Annotated in this window: 12 protein-coding genes and 1 pseudogene; 6 read left to right on the forward strand and 7 right to left on the reverse strand. The window is 62.7% G+C overall.

Features of this window, described 5'->3' with window-relative positions; genetic code table 11:
- Positions 1-2: 2 nt before the first annotated feature.
- Together GR702_RS12265 and GR702_RS12270 are read left to right on the forward strand one after the other, a co-directional pair.
- On the forward strand, positions 3-401 hold the full coding sequence (locus GR702_RS12265) for a hypothetical protein (protein ID WP_160986181.1): 399 nt from the start codon (positions 3-5) through the stop codon (positions 399-401).
- Positions 402-496: 95 nt separating this feature from the next.
- Positions 497-2,803: a glycoside hydrolase family 3 N-terminal domain-containing protein gene (locus GR702_RS12270; RefSeq protein ID WP_160986182.1), complete on the forward strand. Its 2,307-nt coding sequence runs from the start codon at positions 497-499 to the stop codon at positions 2,801-2,803.
- 145 nt (positions 2,804-2,948) lie between these two features.
- On the opposite strand, the gene fghA is transcribed toward GR702_RS12270, so the two are convergent.
- The 6 genes from fghA to GR702_RS12300 all read right to left on the reverse strand — a co-directional run bounded on the left by fghA (position 2,949) and on the right by GR702_RS12300 (position 9,642).
- Positions 2,949-3,782: an S-formylglutathione hydrolase gene (gene fghA / locus GR702_RS12275; protein WP_160986183.1), complete on the reverse strand. Its 834-nt coding sequence runs from the start codon at positions 3,780-3,782 to the stop codon at positions 2,949-2,951.
- Positions 3,782-4,894: an S-(hydroxymethyl)glutathione dehydrogenase/class III alcohol dehydrogenase gene (locus tag GR702_RS12280; protein ID WP_160986184.1), complete on the reverse strand. Its 1,113-nt coding sequence runs from the start codon at positions 4,892-4,894 to the stop codon at positions 3,782-3,784. The genes fghA and GR702_RS12280 overlap by 1 nt, the downstream gene beginning before the upstream one ends.
- Positions 4,895-5,062: 168 nt before the next feature.
- Positions 5,063-5,620, reverse strand: a complete 558-nt coding sequence (locus GR702_RS12285) for a nuclear transport factor 2 family protein (RefSeq protein ID WP_337192600.1) — start codon at positions 5,618-5,620, stop codon at positions 5,063-5,065.
- Positions 5,610-6,506 (reverse strand): SDR family NAD(P)-dependent oxidoreductase, encoded by an 897-nt coding sequence (locus GR702_RS12290; protein WP_160986186.1) that lies wholly within the window; start codon positions 6,504-6,506, stop codon positions 5,610-5,612. The genes GR702_RS12285 and GR702_RS12290 overlap by 11 nt, the downstream gene beginning before the upstream one ends.
- A complete protein-coding gene (locus GR702_RS12295) occupies positions 6,503-7,057 on the reverse strand; it encodes a nuclear transport factor 2 family protein (protein ID WP_160986187.1) in 555 nt (184 codons plus the stop codon). Before GR702_RS12295 ends, GR702_RS12290 begins: the two co-directional genes overlap by 4 nt.
- 215 nt (positions 7,058-7,272) lie before the next feature.
- Positions 7,273-9,642 (reverse strand): TonB-dependent receptor, encoded by a 2,370-nt coding sequence (locus GR702_RS12300; RefSeq protein ID WP_160986188.1) that lies wholly within the window; start codon positions 9,640-9,642, stop codon positions 7,273-7,275.
- Between the two features lie 686 nt (positions 9,643-10,328).
- Here GR702_RS12300 and GR702_RS12305 point away from each other — a divergent pair.
- Together GR702_RS12305 and GR702_RS22315 are read left to right on the forward strand one after the other, a co-directional pair.
- Positions 10,329-10,865 (forward strand): hypothetical protein, encoded by a 537-nt coding sequence (locus GR702_RS12305; protein ID WP_160986189.1) that lies wholly within the window; start codon positions 10,329-10,331, stop codon positions 10,863-10,865.
- Positions 10,866-11,343: 478 nt separating this feature from the next.
- Positions 11,344-11,412, forward strand: a pseudogene (locus tag GR702_RS22315) (hypothetical protein); the annotation flags it as partial.
- Positions 11,413-11,655: 243 nt separating this feature from the next.
- Here GR702_RS22315 and GR702_RS12320 read toward each other — a convergent pair.
- Positions 11,656-12,972, reverse strand: a complete 1,317-nt coding sequence (locus GR702_RS12320) for a replication protein RepA (RefSeq protein WP_160986190.1) — start codon at positions 12,970-12,972, stop codon at positions 11,656-11,658.
- A 609-nt stretch (positions 12,973-13,581) separates the two neighbouring features.
- Here GR702_RS12320 and GR702_RS12325 point away from each other — a divergent pair.
- Positions 13,582-14,799, forward strand: a complete 1,218-nt coding sequence (locus tag GR702_RS12325; RefSeq protein ID WP_160986247.1) for an AAA family ATPase — start codon at positions 13,582-13,584, stop codon at positions 14,797-14,799.
- Positions 14,800-14,953: 154 nt separating this feature from the next.
- A complete protein-coding gene (locus GR702_RS12330) occupies positions 14,954-15,931 on the forward strand; it encodes a ParB/RepB/Spo0J family partition protein (RefSeq protein ID WP_160986191.1) in 978 nt (325 codons plus the stop codon).
- Positions 15,932-16,152: the final 221 nt, after the last annotated feature.

The raw sequence follows: 16,152 nt of genomic DNA on the forward strand, positions 1-16,152 counted from the left end.
CCATGCTTTCACACACCCGCGCTCTCGTCGCCGCTTCGGTCTTTGCTTTCGTCACAAGGCGCAAGGTCGCCGGCCTCTACGACCATTCGCAGGGGCGCGACCTGCGGATTGCCGCAGAAGCACGCGGCGACCGGCTGAAAGGGTATGACGGCGACCGGAAGGCCGAGTTCGCCGGCATGCTCCCCGAGATCCACGATGCCGCCGACGACACCTTCATCTCCATGGAGATCGACGGCACAAAGGCGCGCGGGTACGATCGCGGCTCGTCCAGCTTCTATGCCGCGCAGGTGACCGATGGGCTCGTGCAGGTCTTCGACCACGAGGACCAGACGTGGCACGCCTACGACGTGCAGGACGCGGACGCTGCACAAAGCTACCTTCGGGGGGACGCGCAAGGCTGACAGGATCGTCGGCAGGGCGGCAATCCGTCCCGCGCTGCCCTCGTTCTGCCTATTGCACTGCAACAATGCCGGGCCAGATCGTTTTGAGCGGTCGAATGCATTCGACCAGACCTTCAAGCCCGCACCTCCCCGAACTTGATCGACGTGGCCTGCTGGGCGCGATCATCGCCAGCGCGCTGTGCCTGGGCGTCCCGCGCCGCGCGCTGGCCGCCAAAGACATTGCGCGCGTGGACGACCTGATCGGGCGCATGACGATCGAGGAAAAGGCCGGTCAGATGACCTGCCTTGCCGACAGCTTCCGCCCTTTCAATCCGCCCAATCCTTCGGTCGGCATCCAGGACGAGAAGCGCCTTGCCCAGGAAATCCGCAAGGGGCGCGTGGGCTGCCTGTTCAACGGCATCGGCGTTGCCGGCGCCCGGCGCGCGCAGGAGATGGCGGTGAAGGAAAGCCGTCTTGGCATCCCGCTCCTGTTCGCCGCCGACGTCGTCCACGGGCTCAAGACGATCTTCCCGGTTCCGCTGGGTGAGGCCGCTGCCTTCGATCCGGAGCTTGCCGAACGCACCGCGCGCGCCATGGCAATTGAGGCCACCGCCGCCGGGCTACACCTCACCTTCGCACCGATGGCCGATGTCGCGCGCGACCAGCGCTGGGGCCGCGTGGTGGAAGGCTCGGGCGAGGACGTGACGCTTACCGGCATGCTGGTCGCGGCAAAGATCCGCGGCTTCCAGGGGCGAGACCTGCGGCGCGAGGATTCCATGCTTGCCTGTCCGAAGCATTTCGCAGCCTACGGCGCCGTCGCGGCGGGGCTCGAATATGGCAGCGTCGATATCAGCGACGAGAGCCTGCGCGAAACCCACCTGCCGCCCTTCGAGGCCGCCTTCGGTGCTGGGGCGCTCACGACGATGGCCGCTTTCAACGAGATCAACGGCGTTCCCGCCACCGCCGACCGCGCGCTGCTCACCGACATCCTGCGCACGGAGATGGGCTTCACCGGCTTCGTCTTCTCGGACTACACCGCGGACGAGGAACTGGTGGCGCACGGCTTTGCGGAGGACGACCGCGATGCCGCCCGCCTCGCGGTTCTGGCAGGCGTCGACATGTCTATGCAGAGCGGCCTTTACATCCGTTACCTTCCCGAACTGGTGAAGAGCGGGGCGGTGCCGATGGCGACCGTGGATGTGGCGGTGCGGCGCATCCTTTACGTCAAGGCCGCAATGGGTTTGTTCGAAAATCCCTGGCGCTCGCTCGACGAGAAAGCCGAAGCCTCGCGCATCGCCACGCCCGCGCACCGGGCCCTCGCACGCGAAGCCGCAGCGCGCTCGATCGTACTGCTGAAGAACGACGGCGTTCTTCCGCTCGACGCCGACAAGGCGCCCAAGATCGCCCTGATCGGCCCTTTCGCGGAAGACCGCGACAACCTCTACGGTCCCTGGGCCTTCTATGGCGATCCGGGCAAAGGCGTGGATATCGCAGCCGGTATCCGCGCCGCACTGCCGGCCGAAAACAGGCTTGCCGTTGTGCGGGGGTGCAACATCCACGACGGTATAAACGGCGGGATCGCTTCGGCCGTGAAGGCGGCGAAGGCTGCCGACGTCGTGCTGCTTGCCATCGGCGAGGCGCAGGACATGTCGGGCGAGGCGCAGTCACGTACCGCCATCGAGATACCGGCTGCGCAGCAGGAGCTTGCCAACGCGCTTGCCGCGACGGGAAAGCCGGTGGTCGTGCTGCTGCGCCACGGGCGTGCGCTTGCCCTGCACGACGGGGTCGCCAATGCCAGCGCAGTGCTGGCGACATGGTTCCTCGGCTCGGAAGCGGGACATGCCATTGCCGACGTGCTGTTCGGGAAGGTCGATCCCTCAGGCAAGCTGCCGGTCAGCTTCCCGTGGGAATCCGGACAGGAGCCCTTCTTCTACGACCGCAAATCCACAGGGCGACCGGTGCTCGGCCAGGGCAGCACCGAATACAAGGCGCGCTACACGACTACCGACAACAGCGCGCGCTATCCCTTCGGGCATGGCCTTGGCTACACCCGCTTCGTTCTGGACCGGCTCAGGCTGTCCGACACCGCCTTGCGCTGGGACCGCAGCATAGACGTGAGCGTGCGGATCACCAACGAAGGGCCACGCAGCGGCAGCGAGGTCGTGCAGCTCTACATCCGCGACCGCGTGGCGAGCCGCACGCGGCCTATCCGCGAACTCAAGCGGATCGAGAGGGTGACGCTCGATCCCGGAGCCAGCCGCACGTTGCGCTTCACACTCTCGCGCTCGGACCTCGAGTTCGTGGGCGCAGGCAACCGCCGCATCGCCGAGCCGGGATTGTTCGACCTTTGGGTCGGGCAATCTTCCGCAGGCGGGCTCCACGCCCAGTTCACGCTCTACGCCGAGCAAGCAGGCGAAAGGTAACGCGCTTCGGCGGCCGGCTTTCCTACGATCCCGGCGGCTGCTACGAGGCCCGGCATTTTCGCAGCCGTGAACCGACCGCGCGCGCCCTCCTTCAACGAAGCATGCCGCGTGCATGCACTTCCTCAACTTGGCGCGCGAAAGGGCCTCAGCCTTTCAGGTGAGTTGCGTGCCAGTCGACATGTTCGGGCATGAACGTCGAGATGAAGTAATAGGAGTGATCGTACCCCTCCTGCATCCTGATCGTCGCGGATTGCCCCGCCTTTTCGCAGGTTTCCACAAGGAGCTGCGTCTTGAGCTGGCTTTCCAGGAACCCGTCGGCGCTTCCCTGGTCGACGAGCAGGGCCGGGAGACGGGCTCCATCCTCGATCAGGGCGCAGGCATCGTACTCCCGCCAGGCGGAACGATCCTCGCCAATGTAGCCTGTCATCGCCTTCTCTCCCCAGGGGCAGTTGAGCGGCGAGACGATCGGTGAAAAGGCGCTGACCGAGCGGAAGCGGCCCGGATTGCGCAGCGCCACCGTCAATGCACCATGCCCGCCCATGGAATGGCCGGTGATCCCCTGCCGCTCCATGTCGGCGGGAAACCGAGCCGCTACGATCGCGGGAAGCTCCGCCTCGACGTAGGCGCGCATCCGAAAATGCTGCGCCCACGGCTGCTGCGCAGCATCGACGTAAAAACCGGCACCTTGGCCAAAGTCGTAGGCCTCGTCGTCAGGAACGCCCTCGCCACGCGGCGAGGTGTCAGGTGCGACGAAGATAACACCATGCTGCGCACATGCTGCGCGATACTCGCCCTTTTCGGTGACGTTCGCATGGGTGCAGGTAAGCCCGGAAAGATACCAGAGTACCGGCAGCTTCTGCCCCGGCGCATGGTCCGGCACGAAGACGGAAAAGGTCATCTCCGTACCCGTTTCGGCGCTGGAGTGACGGTAGACGCCCTGAACGCCGCCGTGGCTGCGATTGGTGGAGACGACCTCCATCAGAAGACCACGACCGAGCGGATCGACTTGCCTTCGTGCATGAGATCGAACGCCGTGTTGATCTCCTCGAGGCCCATGACGTGCGTGATCATGGGGTCGATCTCGATCTTGCCGGTCATGTACATGTCGACGATCTTGGGTACGTCGGTGCGGCCCTTGGCGCCGCCGAAAGCGGTGCCGCGCCAGTTGCGACCGGTGACGAGCTGGAAAGGCCGGGTGGCGACTTCCTTGCCCGCTTCCGCCACGCCGATGATGATCGAGGTTCCCCACCCCCGGTGGCAGGCTTCCAGCGCGGTGCGCATCACTTCGGTGTTGCCGGTGGCATCAAAGGTATAGTCCGCCCCGCCATCGGTCATCAGCACGATCCTGGCGACCACATCCTCGCGGCTCATGCCCGTGGTGTTGAGGAAGTCGGTCATGCCGAAACGGCGGCCCCACTCTTCCCGGTCGGGATTTATGTCGACACCGATGATCTTGTTGGCACCGGCAAGGCGCGCGCCCTGGATGACGTTGAGGCCGATGCCGCCGAGGCCGAACACCACCACGTTGTCGCCGACCTGGACGTTCGCCGTGTTGATCACCGCTCCGACGCCAGTGGTGACGCCGCAGCCGATGTAGCACGAGGACTGGAACGGTGCGTCCTGGCGGATCTTCGCGACCGCGATCTCGGGCAGGACGGTGAAGTTCGAGAAGGTAGAGCAGCCCATGTAATGGAAGATCGGCTGGCCCTTGTACGAGAACCGGGTGGTGCCGTCCGGCATCAGGCCCTTGCCCTGCGTGGCGCGGATCGCTGTGCACAGGTTCGTCTTGCCGGAAAGGCACGACTTACACTGGCGGCACTCCGGGGTGTAGAGCGGGATCACATGGTCGCCCGGGACCACCGAAGTCACGCCCGCGCCGACTTCGCGCACGATGCCAGCCCCCTCATGGCCCAGGATCGAGGGGAACAATCCCTCGCTGTCGAACCCGTCCAGAGTGTAGGCATCGGTGTGGCAGATGCCGGTGGCCATGATCTCGACGAGCACTTCGCCGGCCTTGGGCCCTTCGAGATCAACCTCGACGATCTCGAGCGGCTTCTTCGCTTCAAAGGCTACGGCGGCGCGGGTCTTCATCGAACGGTCTCCTTTTCGCGGCGCTTTCTAGCGGCATGCGGCAGGCGCGTTAATGGCTTTCGGAGCCGACGATGGAAGTTATCCACGCGCGTTGCGCAGCTGAAGGGTTTTCAGATCGCCGTCACAAGGCTCTGTCAGGCAAACATCAAACCCGAGTTTCGGCACTGATCATAGGGTTGTCGGCCTGCGCCGGTTCATCAGCGGGCGCTGGTACGATGGATCGTCCCTGCTGCGCGAGGGGACGCCGTTCGCAGCGATCCCGGGCACGTCCGCGAAGGGCACCGGCATGGGCGCGGGCAGGCATCCCCACTCGATCACGTTCGTGCGCAGCGCGATCTTCCAGACGCCTTCGCGCCGCTGGAGGCGGTCAACGTACCGGCCTCCCGCAATCCAAAGCGTCTCGTCACGATTGCGCCCGATGAACTGGTAGTACGTTTCCGAATGGGCGACATCGCCATCAAGGTCGATGGTGGATTGCAGCAGTGCGTGCTGGGTGATGATCTGCCCCGCTTCGTGCATCGGCACGGCCCAGTCCCAGCAGTCCGCCGCGTTGCCGACGAAGGGCCCTGCAGCTACCTGAGCATCACCCCAGAAAGCGGAAAGGTAAATCTCCTTGTCGAAGCGGTCCATGCCGCGGGAGAAGCGGACAAGGCATTCGCGGATGTCCTGCTTGTCGAGCAGCGCGGCCACGCGCGCCTCGCTATCGATCGGGTGCTCAGCCGCCACGATAATCGACCTCCCGGATCGGCTTCCAGATGGGTGAGCCGCGAGTGGCGCGGGCAGAGGCGATGACGCTGCCGTCCACATCGCTGATCCCGTATTCCTGCGCCAGTTCGGCCGTGACGAACTCCCCTCCCGACCGCCTCATGACCTGCGGGTCGGCCGCCAGGGCGGCAACGACGCGGCCTGGATGCTCGACCGAACTGCCGTGCATCGATGTAATGGATCGCGTCATCCTGTCACCCATCCTCGCAAGGTTGTCCTTCGCCTTCTCCGTCAGTGTGAGCCCTTGCCAAAGCGCAAGCGAGGCGACCCCATGAGGTTCGAGTTCGATGGCCATGTCGCGCGCCATGCGATCGACGGCCGACTTGGAGGTTCCGAAGATCACACCATAGGTATAAGTCACTGCCGCGAAGCCCGAAATCGCCACGATGAGCCCGGACTTCTGCGGTGCCATGATCCGGGCCGCGTGCCAGGCGGCGACATAGTTCGACCTTACGCCGACATCCCACATCTCAAGGTTCGAAAGCGGCTTTTCCCAGAAGCCCCCCGGCTCGAGCAGGTCGTCCGAAAGCGTGAACGCATTGTTGACGAGAATGTCCAGCCGGCCTTGCTCGGCGGTGATCCGGGCGAACAGGGCTTCCACTGCCGCATCATCGCCGTGGTCGCAGGCAACTGCGATCCCTCCGCCACCGCTGGCCTTCCCACGCACGTCGCATTCCGCCTCCGTGCCGCCTACCGTCCCGGGCAGGTAGTAGTCCCCTTCGTGCACGGTTCGTCCGGTGACGTAGACGAGAGCCCCCTGCTCCGCGAGGACCAGCGCGATCCCCTTTCCAATGCCGCGGCTGGCCCCCGTGACGAGCGCGACCTTGCCTGCCAGCGAAGGGCTCATGCATGTTCTCCCGTCACCGTGGAGAACCAATGTTCCGAGAAGTCCGAAATGGCTGTACCAGCGAAATGTGCGCCGCTGAAAGGGTAGCCCATGATGCCTTGCGACCAGTCGGCTGCCCTGCCCCAGTCCTGGGACCAGTCGTACATCATAATGCGTTCGGCGATGCGCCACTCGCGTGTGCCCGCGCTATCGGCGCGCATTTCAAACCGATCGAGATATCGCCCGCCGACACAGGTGTCGCGGGCACCTTCTGCCGTGTCGATCCGGTGATGCGAGAAGACGTGCGTTTCAGCCGTCGCAGTTTCGCCGGATAGTTCCATGTGGGTCTGGCCGAGCATGTGCTGGGTGTCGCGGATTTCCCTCGCACCGGGTACGACCCAAGCAAGATAGGCCGCGACGTCGCCGCTGTGCACGCCATAGTCAAAGCGCGCGTCGGGCCACCAGCATTGTCGGATAAGCTCTGCGCTCCGCCGGTCCTCGCCCCGCGCCAGGCGGGCAAGGCATGCTCGGATCGCCTCGCGGTCAATCATCTGCTGCAGCATCGCATCCATCGAACCTCTCCATGCCCATGTGGCCGCCCCGAGCCGGCGGCCATCGCATTTCCGTCTTCGGCTCGGTTCCATCGGTGAGCCAAAGATCGTCGCGCAATGCCGCTACTTTCGCGCGATCACCGGGCGGTAAGAGGCCATCTTGCTGACATGAGACGGGTTCCCGCTTCCTGAGGGCGCGGCAGGCGGACAGCAGATGGTCCACCTGCCTGGGCAGATCAGCGCGATCCGAAAGCAAAGCGCACGTTAATGCCGAACTCGCGCGGGGCGGTCGTGGTCACCCCGGTATAGGTGCTGGTGAAGGTCGTCGCCGCGCCTCCCGCGGCCACGTTGCGGTAGGAGGTGAACAGCGGATCGGTCCGCGTCAGGGTCTTGGTCGTGTCGAACAGGTTCTTCGCGAAAAGCGAGATTTCCCAGGCGCCCTTCGCGTCGCGGATGCCGGTGAAGAGATTGACAAGCCCGTACGAGCTCACGTCGTCGTAGACGTTCACCGGGTCCACGCGCGAATTACCCGAAAAATTTAAGAGTCCCCGCAAGTAGGCATCCATGTAATCGCTGACCGCGAAGCTGTACTCGCTCGTGAGCGTGGCGCTGAAAGGCGCCTGGAAGCCCGATCTCTGCGTCACCCGGCAGGCCGAGAGATTGTCGCTGCCCACCGCCTGCTGGAGGTCGCCAAGCGTCGGCGCAGAGGTGACCTGATCGGGGATGCCGTCGCCGTTCAGGTCGTTGCACGGGACGAGCCCGCCCTTGATCTTGCCGAGCGAGTAGCTGGCGACGAGCCCGATGTTCCAGCCGTCCATCACGTCGAAGGCGATGTCGCCCTCTATGCCGTTGACCTCTACGGGAACGGCGCCCACGAAGTTGAACTGGGTCACCACCGGCACATCCGTGGTGTAGTCGACATAGTACACCCCGCGGCCGCCGGTCCGATACGGGTAGTTCTTGAACTTCTGGTGGTAAGCCGTGGCGTTGAGCCTTAGCCGGCCGCCCATCAACGTGCTCTTGAAGCCCAGTTCGTAGGACTTCGATGTCTCCGGCGGGAGATTGATGAAGCTCTCTTCCAGCTCCGACTGCCTTCGGCTGAAATCGCCCACGACATTGATGCCAGGCCGCCACGAGCTTCCGGTACTCGCATAAACCATGAAGTCGGGCGAGAAGTTGTGCTTGACCGAAGCCGAGTAAATCCACTTCTTCGCGTCCTGCCCCACTGCACTGCTTTGCACGCCGTTGACGAACAGGCCATTCTGCGAGTTGTAGGAGATGTGGCGCAGGCCTCCCGAGATTTCGGTGCCTTCTCCCAGATGCGCAGTGACGTTGCCGAAGAACGACTGCTCGTGACTTGTCCCGGTGCGCTCGATCGCGGTCTCTACGATGCCGAAGATCGCGCCCGTGTTCGCACTGGTCGGGAAGCCGAGCACCGTCGGCCGAGTCAGTTCGGTGGGGTTGTCTGTCTTGTAGTCGAAGAAGCCGACCACGTAGTCGAAAATGTCGGCGATGCGCGCATCGTTCTGCAGGCGGATCTCATGGGATGTCGCCGATGGGTGCGAGTAAGTGTCCTGATTGACTGACCCGGGGAAGAAGTTGGCCTCGTCCATCACTTCGACGCCGGTGATCTTCTGAGTATGGTGCTGCCCCTGGTAGATCAGCACCTGGCCCATGGCAGAGGCTTCCGCCCGCCAGTTGTAGATGTCGTATACCTGATGGATCGGGCGCGGGGCTTCCATGATCGAGCGTCGGTCCGACGTATCGATGTAGACCGGACTGGCCGCCGCGTCCGGGTTTCCCTCGCTGAACGAGGCGACCTGGTCATAGACATAGGCGCGCCGGTCCATCTTCTGGTACATGCCTTCCAGCTTCAGCCAGTCGGTGGGCTGGACGAGCGCGGAAACACGACCGCTTTTGGTGCGGGAAAAGGGATCGCGCGAAGCCGTCACAGGGCGCACGCGGTCGGCTTCGTTCTCGTCCCAGACGCCCGCGACGCGGATCGCCGCGATGCCTTCTATCACCGGCAGATTGAAGCCACCCTTCACGTTAATGGTGCCGATGTCGTTCGCGGTCTGGTCCGTGAAGCCGCCGATCTCATACAGGTTCGGCTTTTTGGCGCCGATGGTGATCGAGCCGGAAGGCGCAGCACGCCCGCGAAGAGTGCCCTGCGGACCTCGCTGAACCTCGATCTGGCCGATATCATAAAGCTGCTGCAGCAACACGCCGGCCGTGATCGGGGCATCGTTAAAATAGAACTCGACAGTCGGATTGCTTCCGCTTGCCGAAACGTCGAAGTTGACGCCGCGCAGGCGGCCGCCGCCGCCGACGCCATTCGCGTCGGTGCTGAGCTGGAGGCCGGGGACGATCGTCGAAACTTCCCGGAAGTCGCGCAGGTTGAGCTTGCCGATATCGTCTGCCGTCACGGTGTCGATGACCGCGGGAACATCCTGAACTGCCTCGTCGCGGCGCCGCGCCTGCACGATGATGACGTTGCCGATGGATGCTTCGCCCTCCGCAGCCGGAGCCGTGTCCTGCGCGAAGGCGGGAGCCGAAAGGCCAGCCAGGGAGGCCGAACACAGCAGTACAGACGAAAGCAGCCTCATCACATCTCTTCCCCAAACCATAGCTCTTACCGTTCGACGCCCATGACGCTCCGCGGCCTGGCCGGTCTGGTCAGTGCCGCAGGGCGCAAAGCGATCTCGGACGCCCTGCGATGAAGCAGGATGGTGCCTGTTCTGGCTTGTAGCCTTCAGACCTATCCGGCCAATTGCGTTAGTTTACTTCGGCGCAATCAACTCGAGGAACATACGGGTCGATCTCAGGGGAATGAAGCCACGCCAACCAACATCTTCAAGGCGATCATTGATCCATCCGTCGTCGCTCTGGCGATTTTTGTAGGCCGATTCTAAGATTGTTCCTCCCGAAATGACGAGAGTGACACTTCACCGGGTGCCTCTAACCCACGGGATGATCTTAGAACTATCGGTCGACGGCATCACCGGAAGCATTGGTCGGAATAGCTCCAGGCACGGGAGATCGATGGCACAACAGTTCCCTTGGTGGAACGTTCGCCCTTAAGATTCGCAGCTCTCGGGAACGTGTCGTGCCTCGCCGCTTGCAAGCGCACGAAGGTTCGCTCGTGACACTTTGGCCCTGGTAAAGTGTCATTGCTGACAAAGCGACGGAAGCCGCGAAAGAGGGATTCTCACGATTCCGTTTATGTGCTCTATTTTGCCTGGCTATGTTCCTTGACACGCCATCCATCCGGCAATGCGGCCAGGCCAGCGACATGGCGCAACTCCTCGACTGTGTTGCGCATACCAGTACCCGCCCCCGCTATGCCTTCATGGTGCTCAGCCTGATCGCCGAGATCGCCCGCCCCGACGGCAGCGCCGGCCCCTTTGTGATGCAGGGCGGCTCAGCAACGCTGCTGCGGGATTGGCTGTGCGATGCGCTGGCCCCCATGGGCGCGCGCGATCCAAAGCGCCTCATGCTCACCGACAAGGTCCGCGCCGAGATGATGGTGTCGAAAGCGGCCAAGGCGGGCCCGCAGGCGCTTGAAGCCGCGATCGCTTCCGAAGTCCAGGAGCGGATCCGCAAATCGGGCAAAACGAACCTCAGCCGGGCCGTGTCCGAACTTGTGAAGGCGGGGCTGATCCGCCGTCACTATCAGGGCTTTCGCATCGATCATCACAATCGCGGCGCAGGACGACACGTCGTCTACGCTCTCGCCGGGCGGGCCCGCTGCCTCATGGGGAGAACCTTGCCGCCGGTCGGCGCTCCCCCGATCGCCGACCGGCGGCAAGGCGAACTGCGGCTGAACTGACCTAAGGCAACGCCGCAGCCTCCGGCATCCCGCCGCCGGTCGCGCCCACAAGTGCCACGTCGGCCTGCATGCGCCGGGCCTGAACGATGATGTAGGCTCGCTGCGCCTCGAGCGCGTCGGTGCGCGGTCACTACGTCGAGATATCCCGATGCCCCGTCGCGGTACTGTGAAAGAGCGATGTCGCTGGTACGCTGTGCACCCAGCGACCAGAAGGTGTTGGAGGCGACAGCAGGTTTTCGCCCGTGCTTTCCCATCCACCCGGAGCTCGCTCGACATCGGAATCGTGCGCGCCTTCTCTCCCCTTGAATTGCCGAAGGGGCTGGAGCAGCTGCAGCCTTTAGCGTGAAGGCATGGTATTGGCGATGCGCCGCGACCATTCCATGCCCAGCGTGTCCTATTCTATAGGCCTCACCGACGTGAAGGACGAGCCGCTCGTGCTGTTCGGTTTCATGACGGCGCAGGGTTCAACGAGATAATCATGACCCATTGTGAGCTTCTACGCTTTCGTCCCAAGGTGACGCTTGAGGCGGGCAGCTTCGGGACCCTTGTGGAATTGACGGCGGCAGGCCTTGGCATCACCATCCTGTCCCGCTCGCTCGCGCGATATCCATGTCGATACGCTGACCTTCCGGAACATAGAGCTGTCCTTTTCAAGCCAGCTCCTCATGTTCAACATGCGCAGGGCCACGCCTGCAACGCACAATTTCTGGAAAATCGTAAGCAAACATCAGGTGTGATCCGGTTGGCGTCCTGTGCCGTTGCCACATGGCAACGGCTCGGACATCATCGGTCAGGCGCCTTCGGATTCGCTCCGACGCTTCACATAACTGACGACGAACGCTTCCCAGACGCGCAGCCACTCTGCTTCGCTGCGCTTGCGCTCGATGCCCGGGAAACCGGCGCGGAAAGCATCGGCCATTTTGTCCACCGACCAGGGGTGCCCCCTGTCGACCCCTATTTTGCGGAAGGCAGCTTCGCGCGTGCCGAAGCTGAGACTGCCGGACGGGAATTCCAGCAGCGGCTCCGTACCCTCCCCTTCCCGCTTGCGGGATCCGGATGGCGTCCCAGCTTTCGCAGCAACCGATGATCTCGGTGCCGTTTCTGCGGGAGCCGCTCCAAGCAGGCGCAAATGCGGCCCGACCAGCTTGCGTTCCAGCGGCGCAGGCGATGGGTTCAGCACGACCTTGCGGCCGGAAAGGTCCACATTCGCATTGGGATATACGGCCGAGACGAGCTGCATCGTCTCTCGCACGGTCTGGCGGAACCGCTTGCTGTCCGCCTCGTTGCCGAGATGACGCGCGAGCTGGTCCCACGAGATCGTCTGCCCCTTGCCGCTGCTGATGCGCGGCAGGCGATAGGCAAGATAGGTATAAAGGTCGAGAGCCGTGGGAGTGCCTTTGAGCTCGCGGATCGCCACTTCGTTCAGCGGCACGGCATGTTCGATAAGGTGACTGTAGAATACCTCCGACATGCGGATCTCGCGCGCGAAGGCGCCGTTCTTCTCCAGCGAGCCGGCATACTCGTTCGAGATCTTCACGTCGCGCACGGCAAAGGCATTGTCGTCCGCCTCGGTCCCGTCCCACCTGATCTGCCATTCGCAGGCGAGGAGCCGGTCCACCTGCTCGCGCATGCGGTTCGCAGTCCCGCGCGGTCCGTAGGAAACAGTCTGGTACCCGAGGCGCCGCATCCACTCGGTAAAGTTACGGCCGAGATAGACGTCGCGCGATCGCTTCGTGACCGCCTGCGAGAGCAGGTAGATCAGCGCGACGCGCGGATAGGCCCCATAAGGCACGCCGAGGCTCCTGAGCACGGGCTTGCCATCTACTGTCTGCAGCACCGGGCGCGGATTGATCGCCAGCGCATACTTCCCGTCTTCGCGCAGGATCGGCTGTGTTTCGTCCTTGGGACGCTTCGTGGGCAGCGACATGGCGCACAGCGCAGAATGGAGAAACGCGGGAACCGGTTCTTCGTCCTGAACACGAAGGAACGCGTCCATTGTGACCTGCGATCCGGCGTGGCGGGCAAGCGAACGGACCTGCTCCTCGCCGCCGTCCAGCATGGCAAGGGCGTACTGATGCCCTATCGGCTTGTTGCTGTCACCGTTCATTCGCGCCCTGTCCTGCCCCGACTCAAGAGGCTGCCGTCTACCCCTTAGACAACAGGTTTCGCCTCACTTGGCAAGCCGGTTGGCAGTTTCGCCCCGTTTGCCACGCTCAAACCTACAAAACCGCCGATGATCTCGGTGCTGTTTTCGACATGCCCCTGTTCAATCTCCGTTTTCATCAAAGTCGACGATTTGCGAATCGGATTTTGATTAGGGATTCCTGTATTAGGTATGCGCTCCTAAATCATCGGTCCTGATGGCTCCGAGATCATCGTCCAAGCGCACCGCTATCATCGCTTCGCACGGAGATCATCGGTCGTAACGGATCCGAGATCATCGCCATGCACCCAGATCATCGGTGGGACGCCATGGCAGGAGAACGGTGCCTGCGTGGGCTATCGAAGCGTAAGACATGTCATTCTGTCACTCGGAAACGGCACGGAGATCATCGGTGATTCTTCGTTTTCTGACTTGTTCGAATGCAGCTGCTTGCGGCGAGAAAACCTAAACGGCACGGAGATCATCTGCCTGTTTGCAAGATTGATGGACGATCGTTGCTCGAAACTTCCAAGTTGGGTAGGGATAAGGCTCAATCCCACAAGACTGGTACTTATGGCGACCCATCCTGCATCTGACGCGCGTCCCGCCCCTCTCGGTGACGAGCTGCTCGACGATACTCTCGACCTGCTTCACCGCAAGGCTCTGACGATCCTCAAACGTATTCGGGACGGTGCACTCGATCCGGAGACGGGGCACAAGGTCGGACCTTCTTTCGCCATATCGAAGGCTGCCTCGCTGGTCGGGCGGACGGCTTCGGCTATTCGCGAGGCCGAGCGGGACGGCAGGCTGCCCGCCCGTGATCGAACTGCATCGGGGCACCGCGTGCAATATACACTGGAAGAGCTTGACCACATGCGTGCTGTGTTCGGCACCAGGCCGTGGCGTGCTGCCGACGATGTGCCGGCGATAATCTCGATCTCCAACTTCAAGGGCGGCGTCGGCAAGTCTACCCTCGCGCTGCACCTTGCCCAGCATTTCGCGATTCGCGGCTATCGCGTTCTCTTCATCGACTGCGACAGCCAGGCCAGCTCGACCATGATGTTCGGCTATCGCCCCGACGTCGATCTGAGCGAGGACGACACGCTCTACGGACACTTCCATAATCCGGAACTGCTCGGCGTCCGCTCGATCATCCGCAAGACGCATTTTCACGGCCTCGACCTGATCCCAGCCAATCTCAAGCTCTACAATCTCGAGTACGAGATTGCCGGCTACCTCGCGCAGAACCAGAGCTTCGACGTGATCGATCTTATCGCGCAGGCCATCGACACTGTGGTCGACGATTACGACGTGGTTATCATGGATCCGCCGCCGGCGCTTGGCATGGTGTCGATGGCTGTGCTGCAGGCGGCGAACGCCATGGTCATTCCGGCGCCGCCGAGCGTGATCGATTTCGCTTCGACGGTATCCTTCATCGACATGGCCCGCACCACGATGAAGCAGCTTGAACAGCTGGGTGGTCGGATCAAGCCAGCTTACAATTTCATCCGCCTTGTCGGCAGCCGAGTGGATGACAGCAAGTCGATGCATCGTGAAATCCTAAGCATGATGCGGCAGGTGTTCGGCGGTTCGATGCTCGGTTCGGTGCTGAAGGTCAGCGCTGAGATCGACAACGCCAGTTCCCGGATGAAGACAGTGTACGAGCTGGACAGGCCGGTGACGTCCCACGAGGTGCATAATCGCTGCATGCGGTTCCTGAACGATGTGTGCCACGATATCGAGCAGGATGTCCTGCGCACTTGGGTGAGCCGCGCAAGTGACTTCACCTGAGCGTTGCCACGTGGCAACGTGGTGAGAAGGGCAGAAAATCAAGGGTTTGCCACAGTTCAGTTGCGAATTGACGGCAAGAGGAAGCGGTTCGGTTCGAAAGTTGCCACGTGGCAACGAGCATCGGGCAGAAGCGCTTCGAGGAAGGACAGAGACTATGAGCAAGGGCAATCGCGGCTTTGGAAGCAGCCTCACCGAGGGGCTTGAAAATGAGGAGCTGGATGCCTCCGCGCCGTCGCAGAGCATCATGGCAAGCCGGAGCCAGACCCTTGCTAGGCTCGCCGCCGGCAAGGTCGTGACCGATCGAACCGAGTGGGTCGACCCTGCCCGGTGCCGGCCTTGGCGTCTCCACAACCGTGACCTGGATCACCTGAATGAAGAGACGTGCCGGGACCTCATCGATGCGTTCCTCTCAGCGAAGAAGCAGCGCATCCCTGCGATCGTTCGTCGGCTGCAGAACGACCCGGACCACGACTTTGAGATCATCGCAGGGGTGCGCCGCTGGTGGACCGTGCAATGGCTGCGCGACCATCATCACCCTGACTTCGAATACCTGGTCACAATCCAGCATGTCTCCGACGAGGAGGCATTCCGCGTCTCCGACATCGAGAACCGCTCCCGCAAGGACATCTCCGATTGGGAGCGTGCCAAGGAGTACATGCGCGCTCTTCAGGAATTCTATGACGGATCGCAAAGCGAAATGGCGGAACATCTCAAGATCTCCCGCTCCTGGCTGAGCCGCCTTCTGGACGTTGCTCGCCTGCCGCCCGAGATCGTGGCAGCATTCGCCGACACGCATGACATCACTGTGCGGGTGGCCCGGGACATTAAGCCGCTGACCGGAGACACGGGCGCTCTTGCGTTGATGGCTCTGGAGGCCCAGTCGATCGGTAGTGAGCGCGCCGACCTTGGGACACGGCTAACCGGTCCTGAAGTGGCGCGACGCCTCCTGAAGGCGACAGTGACCAAAAAGAGCGAGAGCGTAAATGAGACTGTTCTGAAAGCCGCCAACGGGAAGCCGATGTTGCGTTACAGCCGGTCGGCCCGCAGCGGCCTGTCGCTTCGCGTCCTCCCGAAGTCGGGCGCTACGACAGATGAGTTGCTCTCCGCGATCCGCTCGCTCGTCGAGCACTGACCTGTACTCTGAAGGTGCATTGAACGAGCCAGAAGCACGAAATACACTGGCAAGAGAGGCCTGCTCCGTCGAAAATGCTCTCAGAAGGCCACGGAGTGCATAGAGCCGTTAGACAGGTGAAGATGCCGCCCTGCTCCGAAATGGCGCTCACGGAGCTTCTGAGGAAATGTTTTTTCAACGACGCTCAGCGATTTCTCGCGATTATTTCAGGTTCCAGACAA

The sequence above is a fragment of the Novosphingobium silvae genome (assembly GCF_009856825.1).
Taxonomy (GTDB): Bacteria; Pseudomonadota; Alphaproteobacteria; order Sphingomonadales; family Sphingomonadaceae; genus Novosphingobium; species Novosphingobium silvae.

What these genes read in the sequence shown, in the direction of transcription:
- GR702_RS12265 (WP_160986181.1), top strand. Translation starts at nt 3, where the DNA reads ATGCTTTCACACACCCGCGCTCTCGTCGCCGCTTCGGTCTTTGCTTTC.
- GR702_RS12270 (WP_160986182.1), top strand. Translation starts at nt 497, where the DNA reads ATGCATTCGACCAGACCTTCAAGCCCGCACCTCCCCGAACTTGATCGA.
- fghA (WP_160986183.1), bottom strand. Translation starts at nt 3,782, where the DNA reads ATGGAGGTCGTCTCCACCAATCGCAGCCACGGCGGCGTTCAGGGCGTC.
- GR702_RS12280 (WP_160986184.1), bottom strand. Translation starts at nt 4,894, where the DNA reads ATGAAGACCCGCGCCGCCGTAGCCTTTGAAGCGAAGAAGCCGCTCGAG.
- GR702_RS12290 (WP_160986186.1), bottom strand. Translation starts at nt 6,506, where the DNA reads ATGAGCCCTTCGCTGGCAGGCAAGGTCGCGCTCGTCACGGGGGCCAGC.
- GR702_RS12295 (WP_160986187.1), bottom strand. Translation starts at nt 7,057, where the DNA reads ATGGATGCGATGCTGCAGCAGATGATTGACCGCGAGGCGATCCGAGCA.
- GR702_RS12300 (WP_160986188.1), bottom strand. Translation starts at nt 9,642, where the DNA reads ATGAGGCTGCTTTCGTCTGTACTGCTGTGTTCGGCCTCCCTGGCTGGC.
- GR702_RS12305 (WP_160986189.1), top strand. Translation starts at nt 10,329, where the DNA reads ATGGCGCAACTCCTCGACTGTGTTGCGCATACCAGTACCCGCCCCCGC.
- GR702_RS12320 (WP_160986190.1), bottom strand. Translation starts at nt 12,972, where the DNA reads ATGAACGGTGACAGCAACAAGCCGATAGGGCATCAGTACGCCCTTGCC.
- GR702_RS12325 (WP_160986247.1), top strand. Translation starts at nt 13,582, where the DNA reads ATGGCGACCCATCCTGCATCTGACGCGCGTCCCGCCCCTCTCGGTGAC.
- GR702_RS12330 (WP_160986191.1), top strand. Translation starts at nt 14,954, where the DNA reads ATGAGCAAGGGCAATCGCGGCTTTGGAAGCAGCCTCACCGAGGGGCTT.